Below are 25,880 nucleotides of genomic sequence, written 5' to 3'. Positions count from 1 at the left end.
TAATAGTGCTATATTAATTTAATTTCTGAACCCAAATAACTTACAATCTAAATCCTTCAAAAAATGAGTAAAGCGAGAGGCAACTTCTTCTTCGATAAGGTGATGCCAAAAATCTATGGTATTGGAGCTGCAGTAGTAATTGTTGGAGCGTTGTTCAAAATCCTCCACTTAGAAGGTGCAAACCTGATGCTTATTGTTGGTCTTGGTACCGAAGCGGTTATTTTCTTCCTGAGTGCTTTCCAACCAAACCCTCCGCATGAGCCAGAGTGGGAGCGTGTATATCCACAATTGCGTGATGACTATGATGGTCCGCTTCCAACGGTACAAACTGCCGCTGCTGGTCCGTCTATCACCGGTGATCTGGACAAAATGCTGCGTGACGCCAACGTGACCCCTGCTACTATCAGCACATTAGGCCAAGGTTTGAACCGCTTAAGCGAAACCACTGCTCAGATGGCTGATTTAACGGATGCTACTGTAGCTACCAAAGAATACGCCGCCCGTGTAAGAACGGCTACTGGTTCATTAGACAAAATCAATGATGCGTACGGCACTACGTTGCAAGTAGTATCTCAGATGGCCACTGCCACCGCAGATACGCAGGCGTACCACGCACAGGTACAGCAGGTGACTAAAAACCTGGGTGCCCTAAACGCAGTGTACGAAATGGAGCTTCAGGATGCCAACAACCACCTGAAATCTATCAACAAGTTCTACGGCAGCATCACTAATGCAATGGAAAACCTTACTCAGGCCAGCCGTGAAACTGAACAATTTAAAGATGAGGTGACTAACCTTACTAAAAACCTGCATTCTTTGAATAATGTGTATGGCAACATGTTAAATGCCATGAGAGGATAATCTCTGCCATTCCTCTATATAAGATAAGATAAATTAAAAGGTAAACACTACAGGATACTATGGCTGGAGGAAAAGAGACGCCACGGCAAAAGATGATCGGGATGATGTATCTCGTTCTGACTGCGCTGCTGGCATTGAACGTAAGCTCTGCGATACTTTTAAAATTCCAATTTATTGATGCCAGCTTAATGGAGGTGAACCGCAAAACGGTAACCGATAACCAGGGAGCAGTGAAAGGCATTCAGGCAGCGGTGGCCGAGGGAGCAAGTACTGCCAAAGACCAGCAAGTGGTAGAGCAAGCTCAGCAAGTGAGCTCTAAAACTGCTGAGATGGTAGCGTACATCCGGAGCCTGCGGGAAGAGTTAGAAAAAGCAACTGGAGGTAAAGATGCCGAAGGCAACTACATCAATCCAGAAGCGAATGAAGTGGTGAATGAAGTGATGATTGGCGGCCTGAAAAAAGGCAAAGGTTATGAGTTAGAAGCAAAACTGAACCAGTACGCCGAGTTCTTGCGCCCATTCAACCCTAAGATTCCGCAAAAGCTTGCCATGAGCGGCACAGAAGACCCACGGGTGGCACAAAACAAAGACCAACGTAAGAAGAACTTTGCTCAACTGAACTTTGAAGAAACCCCAATGGTAGCCGCTTTGGCCACATTGGCGCAGAAAGAATCAGAAGTGTTGAAGTACGAAGCTGAAACCTTATCGCAACTGGCCCAGAAAGTGGGTGCGGATATCATCAAGTTTGAGAACATCTTCGCAATGGCCAGCGCTGAGTCTAAAACAGTAGCGGCTGGTACCAAATACAAAGCGGAAATGTTCCTGGCGGCTTCTTCTGATGCTGTAACTCCAACGATGTCAGTTGACGGAAGATCTATTCCAGTGCAAGGCGGAAAAGGTAGAATTGAATTCACCGCAACTGCCGGTAACTATGACGCGGAAGGTAACGCCAAAAAGCAGTGGAGAGGCCAAGTACGTTTCCGTCAGGCAAGCGGCCGTGACACCACGTTTACAGTTACGCAGGATTACGTAGTAGCCAAGCCTGTGATGCAGATCCAGTCAGCTTCAATCAACTCCTTGTATTTCAACTGCGGGAATGAGTTGAGTGTACAGGTACCTGCTTTAGGTGCCGTGTATGATCCTTCTTTCTCTGCTTCTGGCGCAACGGTGGTAAAAGGTGCTAAAAAAGGCTTTTTAACTATCATTCCTACGTCAAGACAAGTGAAACTAAATGTGAGCAGCGGCGGAAACGCCATCGGGTCACAAGACTTCACCGTGAAACTGGTACCAAGACCAAGAGTAGTAGCTACTGCCAATGGTCGTCCGGTAGATGTTGTGAAAGGGATGCCTGCTCCAGGCCCTCGTTCTTTGACTATCCAAGCTATTCCTGACGAAAGCTTCAAGAACCAATTACCGAAAGATGCTCGTTACAGAGTGACTGATTACACCGTGTACTTGGTGCGTGGTAACCGTCCGGTAGGTAGAGTGGAAGGAAGTGGCCCAACTGTTAGCTTAGGTAACCTAGCTGGGCAGGCTCGTCCGGGAGACCGTATCGCCGTAGAAGTAAAAGAAATACGTAGAATGAACTATCGTGATCAGCAGGAAGTTGTTCCTTCTGATAATTCAAGTATCACCTTTCAGCTTAACTAGTAGTTAAAAATAGTACCATGAAGAAGTTAATTGTGTTGGGTTTAGCGGGTTTGCTTAGCATGCCGGTTGTTAGTATGGCGCAAAAGCGTACTACTAAAAAGTCAACTACTTCTGCGCAGAAAGCTCAGCAAAGTGCTGCAGCCCAAGCTGCTGCTGAAAAAGCGCGGCAGGAAGAGTTAGCTCGTCAGCAGGAAATGCAAAAGCAGGCAGAAATTGCTCAGGCAAGAATGGACAGCTCGTTAGCGGCCCCTGCTTCTGCCAGACCAATTCCACCCTCTGATGTGATGTTCAAGAAAACGGTTTGGAGAGCAGTAGACTTACGCGAGAAGCAAAACCTGCCTATGTTCTCCAGCGGTAAGCAAATCACCAAGCTCATCACAGAAGCGGTGAAAAGAGGAGAGTTGCAAGCTTATCGTTCCGATACCTTGAATACGCCCATCCCGGCACAAGAATTCTTCGGTAACATGACGCCGGCTGAAACCGGTGGCGGCTTAACCGAAGCTGAGAAAGCAGCGGGCTTTGATGCCCCAGCGGCAGCGGAAGATGATGGTTGGGGAACACCCGCTCCTAAGAAAGCGGCTCCTAAAACCACTACCAAAGCAGCCACTCCTGCTCCGGCAATGGCGGTAACCACGGGTAACGAGCTTCTTCCAAACGAGCTTTATAAATTAGAGATCAAGGAAGATGTGGTATTTGATAAAAAGCGTTCCAGACTGTATCATGACATCCAGGCGGTTACGCTGGTAATGCCAGCGAAATACAACAGCCTGGGCTTTGAGAAACCAATTGCTTCTTTCAAGTACAGCGACCTGGCCCGCGTCTTCAGAGCGCATCCAGACGAAGCTCTCTGGTTCAACGCTCAGAACGATGCGCAGCATAAAAACCTGGCCGATGCGTTTGATCTGTGGTTATTCAGCTCGTACATCACCAAAGTATCTAACGTAGGTGATGCCCGTTTGGAAGAGCAGTTTGGTGCTGGCAAAAAAGGCTTGTTAGCCGCCCAGCAAGCCATGGAAGACATCATTGAGTTCGAATACAGCTTGTGGAGCTACTAGTTTAAAGCAAGAAACAAAAAAGGAGACCCAAAACGGTCTCCTTTTTTTTATGCCCATTTTGTCACGGCAACTAGTTTAGAAATCAAAGAATGTTGACGATTTAGCAAGTAGGGGCAATCCCTTGTGGTAGCCCTACACAGGAACTGATATAATGCTCTTTGCCATCTGGGACAGGTCGCTACTTGCCGTAGGCTCTTTAGGATTTAAAATTCGAAAACTGGGAGAGGGAGATTTGTAATCCCCTACATTCGCCACTAGTACATGGCGGATAACAAATACATGGCAGATTACGAATTCGCTTCTCCTTCATTCAGGATTTCTAATCCCGAACAGCTACACAGCCACATTGCCTTCACGTTAGCTGTTGATCTTTGTGCCATCGCAGATCTAGTTGTATAGTCTATCCTTCCATTCTTTGAAAGAAAAACGGGACATAGGAAAGGGCAACCACAAGGGATTGCCCCTACTTTAGATAGATAAGTCAGAGCGAGGTAAAAGCGATTTCCGTTTTAAGGCTGTTTTGGTGAAAAGAGGCTTAAAACGAAGATTACCTTGTCTACAGGAGAGCAGAGGCATAACAGCTCAAAAGAAGGAGAATAAAGTTTACCCGTTTCAGGGCCGATTTCAGAAAAAGAAGCCCAAAACAGAATGCAGGAGAAAAAGCTCAGAAAAGGAGAAGTAAGGCTGTTTTAGGGGTGATTTCCAGAAACTACCTCTGAAACAGCTTACTTCTTCTGCGTCTGGGCGAAGTAGTCAAGGAGAAGCCGCGCTTTGCTTTTGCCTACCTCACTTTCCAGTTCCTGTTGTGATAACTCGGCAATCTTTTTCACCGACTTAAACTTGCTCAACAGCTTCTCCGCCGTGGCCGGGCCCAGGCCTTTGATTTTGGTGAGTTCGGTCTGTAGCGTACCTGCGTCCCGCAGGGAACGGTGGAACGTAATCCCGAAGCGGTGCGCCTCGTTCCGGAGACGTTGAATCAGCTTCAGGGTCTCCGATTTCTTATCGATGTAAAGCGGAAGCGTGTCTCCGGGGTAAAAGATCTCCTCCAGGCGTTTGGCAATACTCACGATGGCTACCTGGCCGTAGATGCCCAGATCTTTCAAGGCTTTCACGGCCATGCCCAGCTGCCCTTTTCCTCCGTCAATGATGATCAACTGGGGTAAAGAAGTGCCTTCGTCTATGAGCCTGCGATAACGGCGGGTCACCACTTCGTACATAGAGGCAAAGTCATCAGGACCAACCACAGTTTTAATGTGGAAATGGCGGTAGTCTTTCTTGGAAGGCCGCGCGTTCCGGAAACACACCATGGAAGCCACCGGATTGTCGCCCTGAAAGTTGGAGTTGTCGAAACACTCTATGTGCTTGGGAAGCTCCGTGAGGCGCAGGTCACGTTTCATAGTTTCCATGATGCGCACCTCGTTACTATCTTTGGACTTGTCCTGCATGCTTTCCTTCTCCTTGCGCAGGTACAATGCGTTCTTCAGAGACAGGTTCAGCAACTTGCGTTTGTCTCCAATCTGCGGGACGGTAATCGTGACGCCTTCCAGAGGCAGAATCAGGTCCTCAATGTTCACCAGGATCTCTCTGGACGAACTCTCAAAGTCTGACCGAAGCTGCATGATCATGGAAGCCAGGATCTCCTGATCGGTCTCTTCCAGCTTTTTCTGCAGTTCCAGTGATTGAGTCCCGATGATGGAGCCGTTCATTACCTTCAGGTAGTTGATAAACGAACACTTCTCATTGGAGGTGATGGTGAAGACGTCTATGTTGGTAAGCGTGTGGCTCACCACCGTAGACTTGGCCTGGAAATCGTCCAGCAAATCCAGTTTCTGTTTGTACTGATGCGCCAGCTCATACTGGTAATCAGCGGCCGCGGCCGACATGGCCTCTTTGAAGTAGTTCTTAGCTACCGTCAGGTTGCCGGACAGAATGTTCCTGATCTGCTGGATGTGCTCGTTGTATTGCGTCTCCTCGTATAGGCCTTCGCAGGGGCCTTTGCAGTTGCCAATGTGGTACTCCAGGCACACCTTAAACTTGCCGGCTTCAATGTTGGCGGGGCTCAGGTTGTAACTACACGTGCGCAGCGGGTACAGGGTCCTGATCAACTCCAGTACCACGTACATGCTAGTCACGCTGGGGTAAGGACCGAAGTAGCGGGAGCCATCGTTCAGCTTGTTGCGGGTGCTTAACACCCGCGGGAAACGCTCATTGGTGATGCACAGGAACGGGTACGATTTCCCGTCCTTCAGCAGGATGTTGTACTTGGGCTGATGTTGCTTGATGAGGTTGTTTTCCAGCAGGAACGCATCGGCCTCACTGTCCACAATAGTGAACTCAATCCGCTTGATCTGCGAGATCAGCTTCAGGGTTTTCTTGTTGTGCTGCTTGGAAGAATTAAAATAAGAACTGACCCGCTTGCGGATGTCAATGGCTTTGCCCACGTAAATGATGCCCTTGTCATCATAGTACTTGTAGATGCCAGGCCGATGGGGCAAATGCTTCAGTTGCTCTCTTAATGATTCCTCCACAGTTCTTCCTTTCGTCTTCTTCCTTAGAACGCCCCTTCCTCTACTTTTTGCGGTAGGGTAAGGATTTGCTCTTGTTTTACGGAATCAGTGACCGTTGGTACAAAGTCAGAACCTCCGCAGTTGATATTCGTGGAAAGTGGTTGCGCCGGTTTCGGGAAAGCCGCCTTAGAGACACTCAAAGATTTATCAGCATAGACCTTCTTCATGAAGAGTGCATAGATGGGCATGGCCAGCTTATTTCCCTGACCGTAGGCCGCGCTCCGGAAGTGAATACTGCGGTCCTCGCCACCTACCCAAACCCCGGCTGCCAAGTCTGGTGTGATGCCCATGAACCAGGCATCTGAGTAGTTGGAAGTAGTACCGGTTTTGGCCCCGATTTCGTTTTTCAGGCCAAAACGGTGACGCAGTCCGTAATAAGCGGTACCGCCGCGGGTATCAGCCGAGCCTTGCAGCATGTGCACCATCAGGTAAGCGGTTTCCTCGCTCAGGGCTTCTACCGTCTTCGGCACGTATTCGTGGAGCACGTTTCCGTTCTTGTCCTCAATCCGGACCAGGTACTGGGGTTGGGTCCAGGTTCCTTTGTTCACGAAGGTGCCATACGCGCCCACCATGTCATACAGGGTAACATCGCTGGAGCCTAAGGCCAGAGAAGGAACCGGATCTAGGGGAGTAGTGATACCTAATCGCTTGGCGGTCGCCACTACTTCTTCTGGTCCCAGTTTCTTCATCAGGTACGTGGTGATACTGTTCACCGAAAGAGCCAAGGCTTCCCGCAAAGTCATTCGGCGGCCAGTGTAGGTGCCTTCACTGTTCTTGGGCGTCCAGGGTTTTCCGTCTGGGTTGATGATAGTCACCGGGGCATCTGTAACGGTATAGCACGGCGAGAAGCCTTTCTCAATAGCAGTGGTGTACACAAATGGTTTGAACGTGGAACCAGGCTGGCGGGCTCCCTGCTTCACGTGGTCGTATTTGAAGTACTTAAAGTTGGTGCCCCCAACCCAGGCTTTCACTTTGCCGGTGAGCGGGTCCATGGCCATGAAACCAGCCTGCAGATAATGCTTGTAGTAGCGCAGCGAATCCATCGGGCTCATGATGGTGTCACGTTCTCCTTTCCAGGAGAAAACCCGCATGGGAATTTTGTGGTTCAGGTGGTATTTGATGGAATCCTCGTTGTTCCCGAACTGCTCTACCAGGCTCTTGTAGCGGGCGGTGCCTTTCATGCGGTCCATCAGGAAACCTTTGATCTCTTTCCCGCTGTCATTGATCCAAGGGTTACGTCCTTTCCACTGCTGGAAGAATTCCTTCTGCATGGTTTTCATGTGCTGTTCTAGGGCGGCCTCGGCATGCTTTTGCATGCGTGAATCAATGGTGGTGTAGATTTTCAAGCCATCTGAATACAGGTCGTACCCGTTATCACGGCACCATTGCGCCAGCGATTTGCCAATCTCGGTCCGGAAGTATGGGGCCAGGCCTTTGTTCTGGTTTTCTACGTTGAAATCCAGTTTAATAGGTTTAGCGCTGGCCGTCTGGTAAGTGGGCTCATCTATGTAGTTGTACTTGAGCATCTGGTCCAGCACGGTGTTCCGGCGGCTCAGCGAACGCTCCGGGCGCAGAACCGGACTGTAGAACGATGGTCCTTTCAAGACACCTACCAGCGTGGCGCCTTCCTCTAACGTGAGTTGTTGCGGATCTTTATTGAAGAAGGTCTTGGCGGCAACTTTGATCCCGTAGGCATTGCTCCCGAAGTCAACGGTGTTCAGGTACATGAGCAGGATCTCTTTCTTGGTGTAAGAGCGCTCCAGCTTGATGGACATGATCCATTCCTTGGTTTTGATGATGAGCATGCGCAGGCCCGGCACGTCGCTGAGCAGGCCGTTGTTCAGGTCATCACGGGTCCGGAAGAGGTTACGGGCCAGCTGCTGGGTAAGCGTACTGGAACCGCGGTCCTGTTTGCCGGTCAGTTTATAGTAAGGCACGGCCAGGGTTCCCTTGAAGTCAATGCCGGAGTGCTCTTCGAACCGGATGTCTTCGGTGGCCACCAAGGCATCTACCAGGGTCTTGGGCAGTTGCTCATACGTCACGGGCGAGCGGTTTTCCCGGAAATATTTTCCCAGGAGCTGGCCGTCTTCTGAGTACACTTCAGAAGCCAGTTCGCTTTTGGGGTTCTCCAGGGTTTTCAGGTCTGGGAGGTCGCCAAAAAGATTCAGGAAATTGATGCTAACGGCAAAAACGTACAGCAGGAAGAACACAAATCCTCCGGCAAAGAGCAGCCAAAGTGCCGAAATGGTTTTCCGGAACTTATTAACAGGCGTAGACGACATGCTATTGGTAATTTTTTTCAAAGAAAGCTACATACTCCGCTATATTTCCCAGCATTTCTAGTACCGCCAGGTTCGCGTCAGTAATGACAAAGGTAGCAAAATTCGAGCCTTTTAAATTGGCTAACGGAGAATTGCGTGTGGCTTGTAGTTTGGTGTACTGTTGGGCCGCTTTAAAATCGGGCAAGGCCCGGATGATGAGCAGTGTAGTGCCCTCATTAAAGGGCAGCGCCTCCAGTTTCAGTTGTTTTTTAGGGTGAAAGCGGGCGTTGTAGGTGTCATACGCTTTCATGAGCTGCTGCAAGGCTACGCTATCGCCGGTGTGCACCACCACAAAGCTGTGCGGCAGGCTTCTTTCGGTTTTGTACGTGGGCATTTCTTCTTTGGGCGCAACGGGGGTACTGACTTCGGGCGCTTTGGACAACTCGCCGCTTTCGTACCGCAGGTACAGGCTCATGAAGTCGCGGGCTTTGGGTAAAAGCGGACTTTCCGGGTACTGAACCACGAATCTCTCCATCGCCGCCCTGAACGTAACCGCCGGTTGCGTACGGCCTACTACCAGCGCCTGCAGGAAAGCGCTTTGGTCCTGGACATCGTTTTGGGGGTACTTTCTGGAAAGGGAGTCCAAAACGGCCAGGGCCTCGGGATACTTCTCCTGCTCATACAGCACGTACGCCGAGTCATAGAGCGCGTGCGCCGCCATGTTCTCCGCGGAAAAGGTGCGCAGGAAATCTGGTTGGTCAATCAGCTTGCTGTACTTAGACGTTGGGAAACGGTCTTTCAGAATTTTAGCGTATTCAGCCGCTTTCTCGGGCTGTTGCAGGCCCTGGGAGAGAAGGTACAAACTATAATATGCTTCAGACGCGTGGACTGAATTAGGGAACCGTTCCAGCAACCGCTGGAAAGTCTGGGCAGCCTTCTCGGGTTCTCTCAGGCGCTGCTGATAAATATTGCCTAAGGTGAACAAGGCTTCTTCGACCCGTTTAGCGGAGGCTTGCCGCTGCTCAGGCGTTACCGGAATGGCGGCCAGATAGGCTTCCTGCTTTTGGGCGGCCGCAGCGGCCAGGGCGGTACTGTCTACGGCAGGGCTGGCAACGGGGCTGGCCGCGACTCCAGTGTTGCCCGAAATAGCCGCTCCCCGGCGCCAGTTGTCTTGGAGCGGGCGGTCTCCCCAGGTGCGCAAAAAGTCATTTCGGGCCGTGGCCATAGCCGCCGGATTGTCAAAGTACCAGGTGCTTCCGGGCGTGGCCGGTCCGCCGATGGGTAGGGTAGCGGTCTGTTGGGTAGGTCCGGCGGCGTTTGTCATGGCGGCCAACGTGGCAGCAGCCTCTTGTTCCCGCTCGCGGGTGATCTGCTCGGCTACGCGCTGAACTCGTTCCGTGGTGCTTAGTTGCCCCAACGCCTGCAGGCTATCTTCTGACCGGATGATCTCCAACTGTTGGGTAAAGGCCGTGAGCACCGTACGGCGGTCGGCGAGTTCTTCATACCCCAGCGTGTTGGGCGGTAACAACTGCAGGGTGCTGTCATAGTACGCCTGGGCGAGGCCGTACTGCTGCAGGTTCTCATAGTAAATCTGCCCTGACAGCAAGTACGAGTACGCTTTCTGAACCTTATTAGTGGTGGAGGCCGCGGTGGACTGACGCAGCAGTTTCAGAGCATCTGGATACTGGTTTTCCCGGAGTTCCAGCTTCGCCAGATCATAATAGATCTTGTCCGTGTATTCTTTGTTTTTGGCGTCATCGGCTAGTTTGTGGAGGAAGTTTTTCACTTTCTCCTTATCTTCTACGTCTTTCAGCTCGGTGACCTGCGCCATGCTCAGGTTGGCATAGAAGCCCAGTTCATAGGGCGGCCGCTTCTTGAGCACCTTCGCAAATTGTTCATAGGCTTTGGTGTCCTGGTTGGTGGCCTGGTACAACTGACCCAGGATAAACCGAAGCCGGGCTTCCTGGTCTCTCTTCCGGGCGAAGGGAATGGCTTTCTCCAGGTTCTCCATCTCCAGCGGCAGGTTGTTCTGGATGCTGGCCAGTTGCGCCCTGGTTAAAAGTAACTCCCGGCCGTTGTCTTCGTTCATGCGCTCCTTCCGGAACTGTTCAGAAATGGAGATGGCCTGGTCATAGTCTTTCTGCCGGATGGCCAGCCGCATCATCCAGATCATGGCTTCGTGGCGGGCGTGCCGGTCGGGGCTGGTGGTCTGCACAAACCGGAAAGTCTTCGCGGCTTCGGCATCTTCGCCCTGGTAATAGCGCGCTTTACCAATCAAAACATAGCAGTCATCAATCCACCGCGATTTAGGGTGCCGGGCAATGGGGAACGAAGCGCGTTTGATCACCTCGTCCAGATCTGGGGCCAGGGTTCTCAGAAACGCGGTGTCAGGAGTGGGCAGAACGTCCAGAATGCGGTTGTAGTCATTCACGTTGGCGGCCGCAATGCGGGCTTCTACCGCCTCCATCTTTTCGCGCGCCAGAAAATAGCCGTTGAAGCGGGCGTTGATATTGCGGTACAGCCTACCCAAGGGTTTATCAGAAGAGCAGCCCGCCAAGGTTGCCGCTACAAGGAAGGAAAGAAGAAAACGGGTCAGTTTCAACGTCAGGTAAAGGTTGGGGTACTAGGTAGAACTACGCAGCGGCCTTTTTATTTTGTCTCTGTTTTAGCCAAAACAAGCTGGAAACGTACGGATGCATTTGGTGCCAGGGCAGTCTCTGCGAGGCTAAAAGCAAATTTACATTATTTTACCTCTAGTTATGCTACTACGCAAAATGCTGGCTACCAGGTAAACGAATGAACCCCGAAATAGTGCGAACCAATCCCGTTTTTGGCTCGTTTTCTCCAAAATGAGTCAAAACTGCCCCATCTTTCTGCCTGCAGTGAGCCAGGGATTAGTACCTTTGTAGAAACAGGAGCAAATGCACCCCATGGAGCCAACCCAACCTTCTTCTGATCCAAACAAGAAAGGCGGCGTGAAACCGTACCTGAAATACTCAGGCTTGGCTTTCCAGATGATTGCGGTGATGTCTGTGGCGGCGGTGGGCGGACGTAAACTGGATGCCTACTTCCAGAACGATACTCCGTGGTGGACCCTGGGCTTGCTGGTGGTGGCCGTGTTTGCCTGCATGTATTCTGTGATTGTGTCCCTTACTACTAAGAAATAAAAGCCGGTGAATTTTTTCAGAGGCATGCTTTTGATCACCGGTCTGCTGATCCTTTTGGTGACGTTTCTCCTCCAGTTCACCGGAGACAGATTGATCCATTCCTATATCTGGTACATGCTGGGGTTCTTTGTGTTTCTGACCGGTTTTGCCCATTACGTGGCTAATCTGGGCCTGAAGCATGATTCTGATAACCTGCATGCCTATTACTTTGCCTCTATGGGGGTGCGGATGGTTTTCTCTATAATAGCAGTTTTTGTATATAGATATTTCCATGCAGAGCAGCTAGTACAATTTGTATTAAACTTTTTCGCCCTTTATTTTATTTATGCCGGATTTGAAATCTACGCTTTGTTGAGTAACTTGCGCCAAAATTCAAAAAAGCGTGCATAGGGCAATGCGCTTACATAAAAACCATTGCTTTTAATTAGCTCTTAATGAAGAAGATACTCGTTTTCCTGCTTACTGTACTTACTTTTTCAGCCCAAGCGGCAGAATCAACCGAGGAGGGTAAATTCAGTCCCGGAGACATGATTATGCACCACATAGGCGATGACTATGTTTGGGAGTTTGCGCACGGGGTTACATTGCCTTTGCCGGTTATACTATACGGGGAAAAAGGACTGGATATTTTCTCCTCCTCTAACTTCTATAATGAGCACCATGAATTGCAGCCTTACAACGGGTATGTGAATGAGCATGGTCATATCTATTACGCCAACGAAGAAGGGCATCCACGTACAACCGTGAATGCCAAGGGCGAAGAAGAGCACGTAGGTCCAATGGACTTCTCTATCACCAAGAACGTGGCCTCCATGTTCATTAGCGTGTTCCTGTTGTTTCTGGTGTTCCTGACCATTGCCGGAGCTTACAAAAAGAACCGCGGTAAGGCCCCAAGAGGTATTCAGTCTTTCTTTGAGCCGATCATTGTTTTTGTGCGGGATGATATCGCTAAAACCAACATCGGTCCTAAGTATGAGCGCTTTATGCCGTATCTGCTCACCGTGTTCTTCTTTATCTGGTTTAACAACCTGTTGGGTCTGATCCCGGGTGGCGCTAACCTGACCGGTAACATTACGGTTACGTTGGTGCTGGCGGTGATTACTTTGTTGATTACCGTGTTCAGTGGGAACAAGTCGTACTGGGGACACATCTTCAACACGCCGGGTGTTCCGTGGTGGTTGAAGTGGGGTATTCCAATCATGCCTTTGGTAGAGGTGATCGGAATTTTTACCAAGCCTTTCTCGTTGATGGTTCGATTGTTCGCAAACATCACGGCCGGTCACATCATCATCCTGAGTTTGTTCAGCTTGATCTTCATCTTTGAAAGCATGGCCATCGGGCCGTTGAGCGTGGCGTTCGCCACCTTCATGAATTTCCTGGAGTTGTTTGTGGCTCTGTTGCAGGCGTATATCTTCACGTTGCTGTCTGCCATGTACTTTGGCGGAGCGGTAGAAGAGCACGATCATCATGATGACATGGGGTTTGGTGATGCGCCCCACGCAGTGAAAGCATCTCATTAATCTGAATTCCTTTTTTTTAACTATATATATATACTACTATGTTAGGATTATTGCTTGCATTGTCTCTTGGCTCAGGCTACGCGATCATGGGTGCCGGTATCGGCGCTGGTTTAGTGGCTCTTGGTGCCGGTTTGGGTATCGGTAGAATTGGTGGCTCTGCCATGGAGTCTATCGCTAGACAACCAGAGGCTGGTGGACAGATCCAGACAGCGATGATTATCGCTTCTGCTCTTATTGAAGGTGTTGCCCTGTTCGGGGTGGTAGTTTGCCTTCTGATTTCTTTCATCGAGTAGATGAATTCTATCGCCTCGCCCGTCCTGACGATTGGTCTGGACGGGCCGAGGGGATAAAGAGCCGGTAGTATAGACACGTTGAAAAAAATAGTACCTTTCGTTAATTAATCTTACAAGATGAATCCATTAGTAACCCCTAGTCTCGGATTACTTTTCTGGCAAGTGGTCACCTTTTTGGTGGTGCTTTTCCTGTTGTCAAAGTTCGCCTGGAAGCCGATCATGAAGGCCTTGCGCGAGCGCGAAGACAACATTGACGCTGCCCTGAGCATGGCTGAGAAAGCCAAACTGGAGATGCAAGCTTTGAAAGCCGACAACGAGCGCCTTCTTACCGAGGCCCGTGTTGAGCGCGACCGTATCTTGAAAGACGCCTCTGAGGCTGCTACCAATTTAGTGGAGACCGCCCGCGCCAAAGCCACTGAAGAAGGACAGCGCATGATTGAGCAGGCCCGCATCTCTATTGTGAATGAGAAGAAGGCCGCGTTGACCGAGGTGAAAAACTTGGCCGCTACCTTGTCAATTGACATCGCGGAGAAACTGATCAGACGTGAGTTGCAAGACGAGCAGGCGCAACGCGCTCTGGTGCAAAGCTACCTGCAAGACACGCACCTGAGCTAAGAACGGACGGCGAGCGGCTTCCCGCCCCGAGAAAGGAAGCGAATCGTTTTAAACCACGCAAGAGAAAAAAATGTCAGACGAAAGAGTTGCCTCGCGGTACGCCAAGTCTCTGCTAGAGCTGTCCCAAGAGAAGGGTTCCCTGGAGAAAGTGTATGCCGATATGCTTTCCTTCACCAAAACCCTGAACGGAAGCCGTGACCTGAGCCTGGTACTGCGCAACCCGATTATAAAGCATGATAAGAAACTCGCCATCCTTAACTCCGTTTTCGGGAGCAGCATGAGTGAGTTGACTATGGCCTTTTTCCGGATTATCACCCAAAAGAACCGGGAGGCCATTCTGGAGTCAGTGGCGGTTGAGTTTGTAAAGCAATACAACCTGATCAGCGGAATCCAGAAAGCAACGGTGACTACTGCCGTGCCCCTTACCCCAGAGCTTCGGGCTACTTTCCAGCAAATGGTGGTAGAACGCACCGGAGGCATGAAGGTAGAGTTGCAAGAAGTAGTGAACCCAGCCGTAGTAGGCGGGTACATCTTGCGCATTGGCGATCAGCAGATTGATAACTCGGTGAGAACCAATGTGCAGAAATTGAAAAACAAGTTTAAAGAAAATCCATACATTACTAAACTATAATCATGGCAGAAGTTAGACCTGATGAAGTATCAGCGATTTTAAGAGAACAGCTGTCAAACTTCAGAACAGAAGCTGAACTAGAAGAAGTTGGTACGGTTCTGCAAGTGGGTGACGGTGTTGCTCGTATCTACGGCTTATCCAAGGCACAGTCTGGTGAGTTGTTAGAGTTCGAAAATGGTCTGCAAGCCCTTGTTCTTAACCTAGAGGAAGACAATGTGGGTGCGGTATTGTTGGGTGACTGGAGCGACGTTAAAGAAGGCGACACAGTTAAGAAAACAAATAAAATTGCCTCCGTTCGCGTAGGTGATGGCATGGTAGGCCGCGTGGTGAACACCCTTGGTCAGCCAATAGATGGCAAAGGCCCGTTAGAGGGTGAGCTGTACGAAATGCCAATTGAAAGAAAAGCACCAGGCGTTATCTACCGTCAGCCGGTAAATGAGCCGATGCAAACCGGTATCAAAGCCATTGACTCCATGATTCCGATTGGCCGTGGCCAGCGGGAGTTGATCATTGGTGACCGCCAGACAGGTAAGTCTGCCGTGGCTATTGACACCATCATCAACCAGGGTGAGTTCTTTGACCGTGGTGCCCCCGTATTCTGTATTTACGTAGCTATTGGCCAGAAAGCCTCTACCGTAGCGCAGATCGTGAACGCCTTGGAAGCCAGTGGTGCCATGCGTTACACCGTAGTAGTGGCTGCTCCGGCTGCTGACCCAGCTCCCTTGCAATTCTACGCGCCCTTCACTGGTGCTGCCATTGGCGAGTTCTTCCGGGATACCGGTCGTCCTGCCCTGGTAGTTTATGATGACTTGTCTAAGCAAGCCGTGGCGTATCGTGAAGTGTCTCTGTTGCTTCGTCGTCCTCCAGGACGTGAGGCCTATCCAGGTGACGTGTTCTATCTGCACTCCCGTTTGTTAGAGCGTGCGGCTAAGATTAACGCTTCTGATGCCATCGCGCAAGACATGAACGACTTGCCAGAGTCTATCCGTCACTTAGTGAAAGGTGGTGGTTCTTTGACCGCTCTTCCTATCATTGAGACGCAGGCGGGTGACGTTTCTGCCTATATCCCAACCAACGTGATCTCCATCACAGACGGTCAGATCTTCTTGGAAACCAACTTGTTCAACTCCGGTATCCGTCCGGCAATCAACGTAGGTATCTCGGTATCTCGCGTGGGTGGTTCGGCTCAGATCAAGTCTATGAAGAAAGTGGCTGGTACCTTGAAACTGGATCAGGCGCAGTTCCGTGAATTGGAAGCTTTCGCGAAATTCGGTTCTGACCTGGATGCCGCTACTAAGCTGACCATTGAGCGTGGCCGTAGAAACCTGGAAGTATTGAAGCAGCCTCAGTTCTCTCCGGTAGCGGTAGAAGACCAGGTAGCCATGATCTACTGCTGTACCAATGGTCTGATCGATGACGTGCCGGTAAACGAGGTGCGTACCTTTGAGAAAGACTTCACCATGACTTTGAACGCGCAGCACCGTCCGGTTCTGGATGCGTTGAGAGCTGGTAAGATTGATGATAATGTGACTGACACGCTGAAGAAAGTGGCGCGTGAGCTCACAGCCAGATATCGTAAATAATTAAACCAACAGAAAAAGAGCATAGCGGTAACGCGCGTGCTCTTTTTTCTCTGTTTATACTTGACGCAAGTTAATGGCAAGTTTAAAAGAAGTACGTAACCGCATTGTTTCAGTAGGTTCTACCCAGCAGATCACCAAAGCCATGAAAATGGTGGCGGCGGCTAAATTGCGCCGGGCGCAGGATAATATCATGCGTATGCGCCCTTATGCGCAGCGCCTGAACAGCATTCTGTCTAACCTGTCTAACGTAAGCAGTGAGGCCGGCCAGAATGTGTATGCCCAGAAACGTGACGTGCAGCGGGTATTGATTATTGCCGTTACCTCTGACCGTGGTTTGTGCGGCGCTTTCAACTCTAACGTTATGAAAGCGGTGAACAACCTCATCAATGAGCGCTACAGTGCCCAGTCAGCGGCCGGCAACATTGAGATCATGGCCATCGGGAAGAAAGGGCATGAGTATTTCAACAAACGGAACATGCCTACGGCCGGTGATTATACCACCGTATTCGGGAACCTGTCTTTTGAAACCGTGCGCGTTGCCGCTGAGCAAGCCATGGAAGGTTTCCGGACCGGACTGTATGACCAGGTGGATATCGTGTACAACGAGTTCAAGAACGTAGCCACCCAGATTGTGCGCACTGAGCAGTTCCTGCCTATTCAGGAAAATGCGACGGAGCAGGCCAACACCAGCACTAATGCCAACTTGGACTACATCTTTGAACCTTCCAAAGAGGAGATCCTGGAGCAGCTGATTCCTAAGTCTCTGAAGATTCAGGTGTACAAGGCCGTTCTGGAATCCAACGCTTCTGAGCACGGTGCCCGGATGACGGCCATGGACAAAGCCACCGAGAACGCCGGTGAACTCCTGAAACAACTGAAACTGACCTATAACCGGACCCGCCAGGCGGCCATCACGACCGAGATCCTGGAGATTGTAGGTGGTGCCGAAGCGCTGGCCGCCAGCAGATAGCCGGGAGATAATCTTCCCCTACAAAAGCAAAGCGCCCATTTCTCAATGGGCGCTTTGCTTTTGTAGCCGGTGTTATCCATAGATTAAATTTAGGGCCTATATTTAGAAAAAGTAATTTAAAGCATTTATCATCTATCTTTACGTTTTAAAGGCATTTTAATAAAAAGAGGCTCTAAAGGTTAACAGAATTTAATACGAATGAAGAAAAGTGTTATCTGTGGTTGGATGATGCTGGTGCTGTTGCTGGGAAGTTTCCCGGGAGTGGCCCAGAAGAGAAAATCGAACGTAAAGAATCCGGAAAATCCTAAACTGGTCATCGGGATAGTGGTAGACCAGATGCGGTACGATTACCTATACCGTTTTTGGGACAAATATTCGAAAGATGGCTTTAAACGGCTGATAGGCCAAGGCTTCAACTTCAGAGACAACCACTACAACTACGTTCCCACTTATACCGGTCCTGGCCACGCCTCCATCTATACCGGCACCACGCCTGCCTTTCATGGGATAGTGGGCAATGACTGGTACAACCGCGAGACGGGGCGTAACACGTACTGTGCCGAAGACAAAAGTGTAAAATCAGTGGGCAGTTCCAGCAAGGCGGGCGAGATGTCACCGGTCAACATGATCGCCTCCACCATCACAGATGAGCTGAAGCTGGCCACAAATCAGAAGAGCAAGGTAATTGGCCTGAGCTTGAAAGACAGAGGCTCTATTCTGCCTGCTGGCCACGCCGCCAATGCCGCCTACTGGTATGACGGCAGCAATGGCAGCATGATCACGAGCACGTACTACATGCAGGATTTGCCAGAGTGGGTGAAAGCCTTCAACAAGCGGAACCTCGCAGATCAATACTTAAGCCAGCCCTGGACCACCCTGTTGCCCCTTGAGCAGTATACAGAGAGCACCGCCGATGATCAGCCGTTTGAAGGCACCTTCTCCGGCGAGCAGAAACCGGTGTTCCCGCACAACATTCCCGCGTATCGGGGCAAAACCTTTGATATGTTGCGGTCCATACCGGCCGGTAATACTTATACCAGACAGTTTGCGGAGGAGGCTATCAAAGCCGAGAACCTGGGCAAAGGAAGCGTGACTGATTTCCTGGCCGTTAGTTTCTCCGCCACAGACTATGTGGGGCACCAGTTCGGGCCTAATTCCATTGAGGTAGAAGACACCTATTTACGGCTTGATCAGGAGATGGCGGCCCTGCTGAAATTTATTGACGGCCACTTGGGCAAAGAAAACGTACTTATCTTTCTAACGGCTGACCACGGTGGGGCTCATAACCCAACCTACTTGCAACAATTGCGTATCCCGGCAGGTACCACCAACAACAAGGCCATGACAGACACCCTGGAGAAAAGGCTGAACCAGAAGTTTGGGACAGCAGAATGGGTGAGTAAATTCATGAACCAGCAAGTCTACCTGAACCATAAGGTAATACAGAGCAAGAAAGTAAACCTCCTGGAGATACAGGAAGAGACCGCCAGAATTATGATGCAGTTCCCGGGCGTGGCGCGGGTGTTTACGGCAGATAACCTGCTCCGTAACAACTGGACCGTCGGGCTGGGAATGATGGTGGAGCAAGGATTTATGTATGCCCGTTCCGGCGATGTGATGGTCGTGTCGCAGCCCGGCTGGTATGACAACTATGGCCGGGCCGCTGTCAAAGGAACCAGCCATGGCAGTTCCTATGGCTATGACACCCACGTGCCATTGCTCTGGTACGGCTGGCAGATCCCGGCCGGTGAGTCAACCGTAAGAACACATATCACTGATATTGCCCCCAGCCTGGCAGCCTGGCTTCGGATACAGGAGCCCAATGGCACAACTGGTCGTTCATTAGTAGAATACGTCGGGAAATAAGGGTTTCCAGACGCGAGGATAGATTAGATAAAAAGTAAGATGTTAGAAACTTCCCAAACCGCCAGCAATCCCTGGCACGATGTAAGCTTCGGTGAAGAGGCTCCGAAGGTGGTAACCGGTATTATTGAAATCCCGAAGGGCTCCAAAGCCAAGTATGAACTGGACAAAGACAGTGGTCTCCTGAAATTAGATAGAGTATTGTTCTCCGCGGTGCACTACCCGGCAAACTATGGTTTCATTCCGCAGACTTACTGCGATGACAAAGACCCTCTGGACATCCTGGTGCTTTGCTCTATTGATGTAGCGCCTATGTGCCTCATTGATGCCAAAGTGATTGGCGTGATGCAGATGATTGACAACAACGAGGAAGATGACAAGATCATCGCCGTGGCGGCCAATGACATGTCTGTGAAGCACATCAATGACATCTCTGAGTTGCCTCCGCACACGCTGCTGGAAATCCAACGTTTCTTTGAAGACTATAAGAAACTGGAAAACAAAGAAGTGGTAGTAGAGAACTTCCTGGGCCGTGAAGAAGCCTACAAGATCATTGAGCAGAGCATTGAGCTGTACAATACCACCTTCAGAGCGCAAAGCTAAGAAGTAGAAAAGAATGCCATTGAAGAAGCGCCGGTTCCCGTATAGGAAATCGGCGCTTCTGGTTTGTAGACGCTTGAAAAACGCGAAAACAAACCCAAGAATAGTGTTGCACCTATATGTTTGGCTGACGTACTTTGTCAGGGAAATGGTGAAGAAAACCGTTGACCAGTAAGATCACATGAGGGTCCCCCAAAAAGTCCTTGATTTCATTCTGTACAGCAATATGTTCATCTCCCTGTGCGCCGCCGCACTGGTGGGGGAGACCTATCTGCTCAGCGGAATCCCCATTTCTTTGCGACTGGGAGCCATGGTCTTCTTCGCCACCTTGTTTGTCTACAACGCAGACAGCCTGCTGCCTTACAAATTCAACCAGGACGTGCCTCTGACCCCTCGCCTGGAGTGGGTGAAATCGAACCGGTTAGAGCTGATCTTTATGGCCGTGGGCAGTGCCCTCTGTGCCATCTTCCTGTACTGGACGGCTATTTTTGAGCTGAATTTCTGGTTTCTGCTGCATCTGCTGGTGATTGCGGGCCTGTACTCGGTGCCAGTGGTGCCGGAGGGGGAGCGTTTCATTCCGCTGCGCGATATCCCGTACCTCAAAGTTTTCCTGATTGCCTACGTCTGGACCGCCATTACCGTGCAACTGCCCCTCACCGAGGTGGGCCATGACCTGTTCTCCTCAGACAGTCTCATCCTTTTTGTGCGGCGCTTTCTGTTTCTGTTCGCTTTGACCCTCGTTTTCGATATCCGGGACATAAACAAAGATAAACTGACCCAGACCGTGACGTTCCCAACCAGATGGGGCGTTCAGAACACCAAAAAGCTGGCCCTGGTTTTCTTGTTCCTGTTTGTGCTGCTGGTACCCGCCGGAACCGTGCTGCACATGCGCATCGCCTTGGGCTTGGCGGGGGTAGCGGCCGCTCTGGTAGTCTGGAACGCGCACGAATACCGATCTCCTTATTACTTCATGCTTCTCACCGATGGGATGATGATGCTGCAATTCCTGCTGGTCTGGCTCTTGACGTAAGCGTCTTCCCCAAGTAAAACTATTACTACCTCGCAGCGTTTTAAGGCCGAAATCGGCAAAAGGCCGCTGAAACGCATTCTCTGTTTTTGACCTGATTTCCTGAAACTAAGCCTAAAAAGCCAGCGCCGGAAATGGTTCAGGAGTGTCTGATTTGTAGAAAAGCCGCGCCCAGGTAGTTATATAGATCCGAGGCGATGAGTGAATCTTCTCCTACTGCTTCAGCCGCTAGATCGCCGGCCAGCCCGTGCAGGTAAACCCCCAGTTGACAAGCCTCTAAAGGAGAGTACCCTTGCGCCCGTAACCCCGTCAAAATGCCCGTGAGCACGTCACCGGAGCCGCCCGTCGCCATGCCCGGGTTGCCGGTGGTGTTGAAATAGAACTCGCCAGACGGGGTCCCGATGCAGGAGTGGGCCCCTTTCAGGATGACATAGCAGGCGTGTTCGGAACAGAAGTTTTGTAGTAGTTGCAGCCGGTGGAAATCATCCGAGGCCGGGCCGGTGAGCCGTTCAAATTCCTTGGGGTGCGGCGTTAAGATACTATCAGGGGGCAGTTGCTGGCGCAGTAAACGGTCCGCGGCCAGTAGGTTCAGGGCATCGGCATCCAGCACCAGCGGCGGCAGCTTTTGGCGGAACAGACTCTCCAGGGCCAGACGGGTGTCTTCGGCTTGGCCAAAGCCTGGCCCAATGCCCAGGCACTGGTACTTCGTGAGGTCCTCCGGGAACTGGGAAAGGTGCCGTTCATGATCATCGGTCAACACCATCGCCTCTGGCACTGTTGTCTGGAGAATGGAATAGCCGCTTTGGGGAACCTGCACGGTCAGGAGCCCTACGCCCGCCCGCAACGCCGCGTGCGCACTCATGGTAATGGCCCCCATCTTCCCGTAACTTCCGCCCACCAGCAGAGCGTGCCCAAATGTGCCTTTGTGCGAAAACTTTGATCTGGGACGAAGGATGGTCTGGAAGGCCTCGGGCAGGAGAACCTGGTACGGAGACTCCACCTGGTTCAGGAAATCTTCATGCAGCCCAATAGGAAGCACGTGCCACTCGCCGGCATAACCCCCCGAATGGGGCATCAGAAACGCCAGTTTAGGCCGCTCAAAGGTGAGCGTGACATCGGCCTGAATAACGGCGCTGCCGGAGGGAGTAGGCGCATCGGCGAACAGCCCCGAGGGGATATCGATGGAAAGAATAGTGGCGGGCTGCTGGTTCAGATACGTGACTACCTGGGCGTACAGACCTTCCAAGGGCCGGGAAAGCCCCGAGCCAAACAGTCCGTCCAATACGAGTGCCTGAGGCGGCAACCCTGGCGGTAAATCTTCTAGGCGCTGGAGCCGGTTCACCGCGATGGCGCTGGGCAGACGCTGCAGATTCTGGGTAAAGTCTGCGGAAGCGCTCTGGCCGGTTTCAATCAGGAAAACCTGCACGTCATAGCCATCCTGATGAAGCAGGCGGGCGGCCGCCAAGCCATCGCCGCCGTTATTGCCGGGGCCGCAGAAAACGAAAACAGGAACTGCCGCCGAATACCTCTGTTTCAGCCACTGCACCAAGGCCCAGGAGGCGCGCTCCATCAGATCAAGGGAAGAGATGGGCTCCTGCGCAATGGTGAAAGCATCGGCGGCGCGGGTCTGGGCGGCGGTGAGTATTTTCATGGTTGCTGGTTAATACCTGATTGTTCCTAAACGGATAAGACTGCTCAAGGTCATTATACGCTGTTTTCGGGCCCTTTTGACAAAAACAGCCATTAATCAGCCATCATCAGAACTGCAAGCCCATGCCCAGACCCAATCGGCCGCCCGGTAAAACGGCTGGGGTGATGGAGGCGTTCAGGCCTTTGTTGCGCAGGAGGCGGTCATGCAGAAAGTAAACGGTGTTCACGGAGAGAATGCCAATGCCCGCGCCGGCCAAGACATCGGCCATCCAGTGTTCGTTGTTCAGGACCCGCATCACGCCCGTGGCCGAGGCAATGGTGTAGCTACCAATACTAATCCACTTGCTTTTGTGCCGGAATTCTTTGTCTACGATGGTGGCAATGGTGAACGCATAGGCCGTGTGGCCTGAGGGGAACGCCCGGGGCAAGCCGTTGGGCCTTTCCTGCGCTGTCCAGATTTTCATGGGATAGATCACCACCGTTGTGAGCGCGCCGGAAGCCAGCAATAAACCCGTCTGGCGCCGGATGTCATGTTTGTTTTCCTCTGAAAAGGCCGTGAACCCATACAGACCTACAATGGGCACGAAAAACAGATAGTCATCAATCTTGGTGCTGAAGTGGGGGAAAGCTTTCCTGGCGTCTCGGCTGGCGTCATAACTGCTGTAAAAGCCCCGGTCTTTGATGGTGGAAATACCAGCGGCAATTAAGATAGCCGACGGAAGCACTGCGCGCTTCAGGTACTGTTTGGTTCTGGGTTTCTCCTCGGCCTGCGTGGCCGATTGAGCGGCCTGAGCCGATGTAGTGGTTACGGTGTCCGCAACTGGAGTTTGAGCTACCACTCCCGCAGACACAGAAAGCCACAGCAGCGAGGTGGACAGGAATAGTTTAATGTTCAAGTTGGGTAAAGATTTACGTGATAGATAGAAATTATGGTGACACATCTCCCTACAGACACCGTCCTCTTCATTACCCAACCAGCGGCGTTGTAAGCTTGTTTTCTCAAAACAGTCATAAAAACGCAAGTCGGGCCGAGAAGTTTTGGGAGTGCCCTCCTGTATTGGGAGGCGCGTCACCAGCCCCTAAACGCAGGTTAGTCCTGGCGGTTCATCGTCTGAATCACCTGCACCAGGTCATCGGGGGTGTTCAGTTGCTGGTCTTTGCCGCTCGAGGTCAGGGAGAAGGTCTGGCGGGCGGGGTTAGGCTGATAGAGAATGGCTTTTCCCCAGCTGTCCACGGTCAAATCACGCAGCACGGGACTGTTTGCCACTACTTCCTCTAACGTAAGAGGCCAGCGGGTTTGGGTCTGGTGGTACTTCACAATTGCCACGCCCAGTCGATTCAGTTTCTGGCTGGTGTTCCTTTGTTTCACGTAAGAATCAGTGAGTAAGCTGAGGAGCAGGAGCAATAAAAAGCCACCCAGCAGCAGAGAAAAAGTCCATTTTAGGAGAGGAAACCAGGTTCTCCACCTAATGATAGGACTCCGCCGATGACCATCGGTGTTGTTGGCTGTCCTGATGCCCAACAGCAGGGCCATAAAGTCTAGTGCTTTTTTCATTTTTTGTGTGCTGACTGCTATTTGAGATCTGACTTGCCTGTTGCCCAGGTGCTTGCTTACTCCTCCGCTAAAGGTACTATAATTAGAGCACACTCAACATAGGCAGACACTTGCCTCGTGGAGGCACAGTATGGTAGCGATTTGGCTATACTACCCCTTCAGGAACTTCTCTTTTTGGAAGCGAACTTCCCAGCACCTTCATTACTTCTTGAGCCCTGACCTTCAGGGTATTTCTGTTTTAAGCCCTTTTTCCTTAAAACATGCGGTAAATGGAACACGTAGACCCGTGCTTGCAAACGCCTGCCCAGATGGAGCGCGTTTGAACCTGGTTCTCTGAAAAAGAGGGGTTTTCTTGAAAAGAGGCCCAAAACGACTGGTGAGCTTTGGGAAGACAATACCTGTTGATACTCAATTTCTTAAGATGAATTACGCTTTTCAAAGTAGTGTGCCGGAAAGAGAGAAGAAGAGCAAAAGCGAAGATTTTTATCGGCTGAGTTGATTTTATTAAAAGTTAAATCCTATATTAACTTTATTATTTACAATAAGTGAAGAGCCTATGCTTACCGGACGTGTCAACGCCCCCGAGATAAATACCCGCCACGGTTGGCTGAATGTGAATCGGTCGTACACCCTGCGAGACTTCCGGGGTAAAATTGTTCTGCTGGATTTCTGGACCTTCGGGTGCATCAACTGCCAGCACATCTTGCCTGATCTGAAGCGCCTGGAGCAGGAATATCCCAACGAGTTGGTCGTGATTGGCGTGCACTCCGCCAAGTTCGAGGCCGAGAAAAGAAAAGACGCCATCCGGCAGGCCATCCTTAAGTTCGGGATTGAGCACCCCGTGGTGAACGACGCTGATTTTGAGGTGTGGAAACAATACGCCGTCAACGCCTGGCCTACGGTGGCTCTCATTGACCCCGATGGCAAAGTGGTGGGGCAACGCTCCGGCGAGGGCATCTATGACATCATCAAACCGCACCTGGATGACCTGATTGAGACGTTCCAGGGACGCTTAAACCTGGAGCCCTACCGCTTTAAACCCGAAACAACCGAGGCCTCTGCCCTGCGGTTTCCTTCTAAGATGATCGCGGACCCAGAAGGCAATCTTTATCTTTCTGACAGTGGCCATAACCAGATTCTGAAACTGGATACCGCCGGTCATGTGCTGGAAGTGATTGGCAGTGGCCAGCAAGGCTTCACGGACGGACCTGCGGAGGAGGCTACTTTCCATGAGCCGCACGGTCTGGCCTTGCACGGGCAGTTCCTCTACGTAGCCGATGCCAAGAACAACGCCCTCCGGAAGGTAGACCTGGTGCAGAAGCAGGTGAAAACAGTGGCCGGAACGGGTGAATTGAGCTATTACTTTTTCCACGAGGAAATTGGCGTGCCCGTGAACCCCAACAGTCCCTGGGATTTGGTCATTGACGGAAATCAGCTCTATATAGCCAGCGCCGGGAATCACCAGATCCTGCGCATGGACCTACACACCGAAAAGGTGTACCGGTTTGCGGGAACCGGCCGCGAGGCCCTCGCCGATGGAACGCTGCCCGAAGCGGCTTTCAACCAGCCCAGCGGCCTCACCCTCATCGATCACACCCTGTACGTGGCAGACCCCGAGGCCAGTGCCGTGCGCGCGGTACACCTGGAGAAAGGCCGGGTTTCTACGCTCATCGGCCGCGGGCTCTTTGAGTTCGGGGATGAAGACGGCTACTTTGACGAGGCGTATCTGCAGCATTGCATGGGCATCACGGCCCATAACGGAAACCTCTACTTGGCAGATACCTACAACGGCAAAGTTAAGGAGCTTAACCTGGCCAAAGAGCGCATCAAGACCATTGTAGGCGGTTTAGACGAACCCAACGACGTACTTTTCCACAACGGTTTTCTGTGGATAACTAACACCAACGCCCACCAACTCTGGAAGGTGAACCTGGAAACCGGCGAGCGGGAAATAGTAGCCATCAAAGCCATGGTGCCGGTGGAATAATCTGTCTGCCAGGGCTGGAGAGCCGG

21 protein-coding genes are annotated in these 25,880 nt (G+C 51.3%); 15 read left to right on the top strand and 6 right to left on the bottom strand.

Annotated elements, in window-relative coordinates; all coding sequences use genetic code 11:
- The first annotated feature begins 63 nt into the window (after nucleotides 1-63).
- Genes porL through porN form a run of 3 tightly spaced genes read left to right on the top strand, consistent with a single transcriptional unit; the run spans nucleotide 64 to nucleotide 3,565 of the window.
- On the top strand, nucleotides 64-861 hold the full coding sequence (gene porL, locus H7U12_RS12840) for a type IX secretion system motor protein PorL/GldL (RefSeq protein ID WP_186638525.1): 798 nt from the start codon (nucleotides 64-66) through the stop codon (nucleotides 859-861).
- 59 nt (nucleotides 862-920) lie between these two features.
- Entirely contained in the window at nucleotides 921-2,510 is a 1,590-nt protein-coding gene (porM, locus tag H7U12_RS12835; protein ID WP_186638524.1) for a type IX secretion system motor protein PorM/GldM, read from the top strand.
- A gap of 17 nt (nucleotides 2,511-2,527) precedes the next feature.
- Nucleotides 2,528-3,565 (top strand): type IX secretion system ring subunit PorN/GldN, encoded by a 1,038-nt coding sequence (gene porN, locus H7U12_RS12830; protein ID WP_241749350.1) that lies wholly within the window; start codon nucleotides 2,528-2,530, stop codon nucleotides 3,563-3,565.
- Between the two features lie 725 nt (nucleotides 3,566-4,290).
- On the opposite strand, the gene uvrC is transcribed toward porN, so the two are convergent.
- From uvrC to porW, 3 genes are read right to left on the bottom strand one after another with little or no spacing between them, the layout of a single operon-like run.
- On the bottom strand, nucleotides 4,291-6,093 hold the full coding sequence (uvrC, locus tag H7U12_RS12825; RefSeq protein WP_186638523.1) for an excinuclease ABC subunit UvrC: 1,803 nt from the start codon (nucleotides 6,091-6,093) through the stop codon (nucleotides 4,291-4,293).
- 23 nt (nucleotides 6,094-6,116) lie between these two features.
- Nucleotides 6,117-8,414, bottom strand: coding sequence for a penicillin-binding protein 1A (locus tag H7U12_RS12820; protein ID WP_186638522.1), 2,298 nt, complete (start codon nucleotides 8,412-8,414; stop codon nucleotides 6,117-6,119).
- Between the two features lies 1 nt (nucleotide 8,415).
- Entirely contained in the window at nucleotides 8,416-10,950 is a 2,535-nt protein-coding gene (gene porW, locus H7U12_RS12815; RefSeq protein WP_455566834.1) for a type IX secretion system periplasmic lipoprotein PorW/SprE, read from the bottom strand.
- 373 nt (nucleotides 10,951-11,323) lie between these two features.
- Here porW and H7U12_RS12810 point away from each other — a divergent pair, with 373 nt between their 5' ends.
- The 11 genes from H7U12_RS12810 (at nucleotide 11,324) to H7U12_RS12760 (ending at nucleotide 20,665) form a co-directional block, all read left to right on the top strand.
- On the top strand, nucleotides 11,324-11,560 hold the full coding sequence (locus H7U12_RS12810; protein WP_186638518.1) for an AtpZ/AtpI family protein: 237 nt from the start codon (nucleotides 11,324-11,326) through the stop codon (nucleotides 11,558-11,560).
- Between the two features lie 24 nt (nucleotides 11,561-11,584).
- Nucleotides 11,585-11,950: a hypothetical protein gene (locus H7U12_RS12805; RefSeq protein WP_194362540.1), complete on the top strand. Its 366-nt coding sequence runs from the start codon at nucleotides 11,585-11,587 to the stop codon at nucleotides 11,948-11,950.
- Nucleotides 11,951-11,994: 44 nt separating this feature from the next.
- Nucleotides 11,995-13,080: a F0F1 ATP synthase subunit A gene (atpB, locus tag H7U12_RS12800; protein ID WP_186638514.1), complete on the top strand. Its 1,086-nt coding sequence runs from the start codon at nucleotides 11,995-11,997 to the stop codon at nucleotides 13,078-13,080.
- 38 nt (nucleotides 13,081-13,118) lie between these two features.
- The gene (gene atpE, locus H7U12_RS12795) at nucleotides 13,119-13,373 is read left to right on the top strand and encodes an ATP synthase F0 subunit C (RefSeq protein WP_123128431.1); all 255 of its coding nucleotides are present in this window, start codon (nucleotides 13,119-13,121) and stop codon (nucleotides 13,371-13,373) included.
- A 117-nt stretch (nucleotides 13,374-13,490) separates the two neighbouring features.
- Nucleotides 13,491-13,988: a F0F1 ATP synthase subunit B gene (locus tag H7U12_RS12790; protein WP_186638506.1), complete on the top strand. Its 498-nt coding sequence runs from the start codon at nucleotides 13,491-13,493 to the stop codon at nucleotides 13,986-13,988.
- A 70-nt stretch (nucleotides 13,989-14,058) separates the two neighbouring features.
- Entirely contained in the window at nucleotides 14,059-14,619 is a 561-nt protein-coding gene (atpH, locus tag H7U12_RS12785) for an ATP synthase F1 subunit delta (RefSeq protein ID WP_186638504.1), read from the top strand.
- 2 nt (nucleotides 14,620-14,621) lie between these two features.
- Nucleotides 14,622-16,202, top strand: coding sequence for a F0F1 ATP synthase subunit alpha (gene atpA, locus H7U12_RS12780; protein WP_186638502.1), 1,581 nt, complete (start codon nucleotides 14,622-14,624; stop codon nucleotides 16,200-16,202).
- A 73-nt stretch (nucleotides 16,203-16,275) separates the two neighbouring features.
- Nucleotides 16,276-17,172, top strand: coding sequence for an ATP synthase F1 subunit gamma (atpG, locus tag H7U12_RS12775; RefSeq protein ID WP_186638500.1), 897 nt, complete (start codon nucleotides 16,276-16,278; stop codon nucleotides 17,170-17,172).
- Nucleotides 17,173-17,370: 198 nt separating this feature from the next.
- Nucleotides 17,371-19,038: an alkaline phosphatase PafA gene (pafA, locus tag H7U12_RS12770; protein WP_241749345.1), complete on the top strand. Its 1,668-nt coding sequence runs from the start codon at nucleotides 17,371-17,373 to the stop codon at nucleotides 19,036-19,038.
- A 39-nt stretch (nucleotides 19,039-19,077) separates the two neighbouring features.
- A complete protein-coding gene (locus H7U12_RS12765) occupies nucleotides 19,078-19,638 on the top strand; it encodes an inorganic diphosphatase (RefSeq protein ID WP_186638498.1) in 561 nt (186 codons plus the stop codon).
- Between the two features lie 178 nt (nucleotides 19,639-19,816).
- Nucleotides 19,817-20,665, top strand: coding sequence for a UbiA prenyltransferase family protein (locus tag H7U12_RS12760; protein WP_186638496.1), 849 nt, complete (start codon nucleotides 19,817-19,819; stop codon nucleotides 20,663-20,665).
- Between the two features lie 136 nt (nucleotides 20,666-20,801).
- Here H7U12_RS12760 and H7U12_RS12755 read toward each other — a convergent pair whose 3' ends face one another.
- From H7U12_RS12755 to H7U12_RS12745, 3 genes are all read right to left on the bottom strand, one after another.
- Nucleotides 20,802-22,313 (bottom strand): NAD(P)H-hydrate dehydratase, encoded by a 1,512-nt coding sequence (locus tag H7U12_RS12755; protein ID WP_186638494.1) that lies wholly within the window; start codon nucleotides 22,311-22,313, stop codon nucleotides 20,802-20,804.
- A gap of 106 nt (nucleotides 22,314-22,419) precedes the next feature.
- The gene (locus H7U12_RS12750) at nucleotides 22,420-23,208 is read right to left on the bottom strand and encodes a phosphatase PAP2 family protein (RefSeq protein WP_241749343.1); all 789 of its coding nucleotides are present in this window, start codon (nucleotides 23,206-23,208) and stop codon (nucleotides 22,420-22,422) included.
- Nucleotides 23,209-23,402: 194 nt separating this feature from the next.
- Nucleotides 23,403-23,867 carry a hypothetical protein gene (locus H7U12_RS12745; RefSeq protein ID WP_186638492.1) on the bottom strand — a complete coding sequence of 155 codons (465 nt, stop codon included), beginning with the start codon at nucleotides 23,865-23,867 and terminating at the stop codon, nucleotides 23,403-23,405.
- Nucleotides 23,868-24,423: 556 nt separating this feature from the next.
- Here H7U12_RS12745 and H7U12_RS12740 point away from each other — a divergent pair.
- The gene (locus H7U12_RS12740) at nucleotides 24,424-25,854 is read left to right on the top strand and encodes a thioredoxin-like domain-containing protein (RefSeq protein WP_186638491.1); all 1,431 of its coding nucleotides are present in this window, start codon (nucleotides 24,424-24,426) and stop codon (nucleotides 25,852-25,854) included.
- Nucleotides 25,855-25,880: the final 26 nt, after the last annotated feature.

Origin of the sequence: Rufibacter sediminis, assembly GCF_014269285.1 — a bacterium.
GTDB classification, from domain to species: domain Bacteria; phylum Bacteroidota; class Bacteroidia; order Cytophagales; family Hymenobacteraceae; genus Nibribacter; species Nibribacter sediminis.
This window is presented reverse-complemented; position numbering and strand designations above follow the sequence as displayed.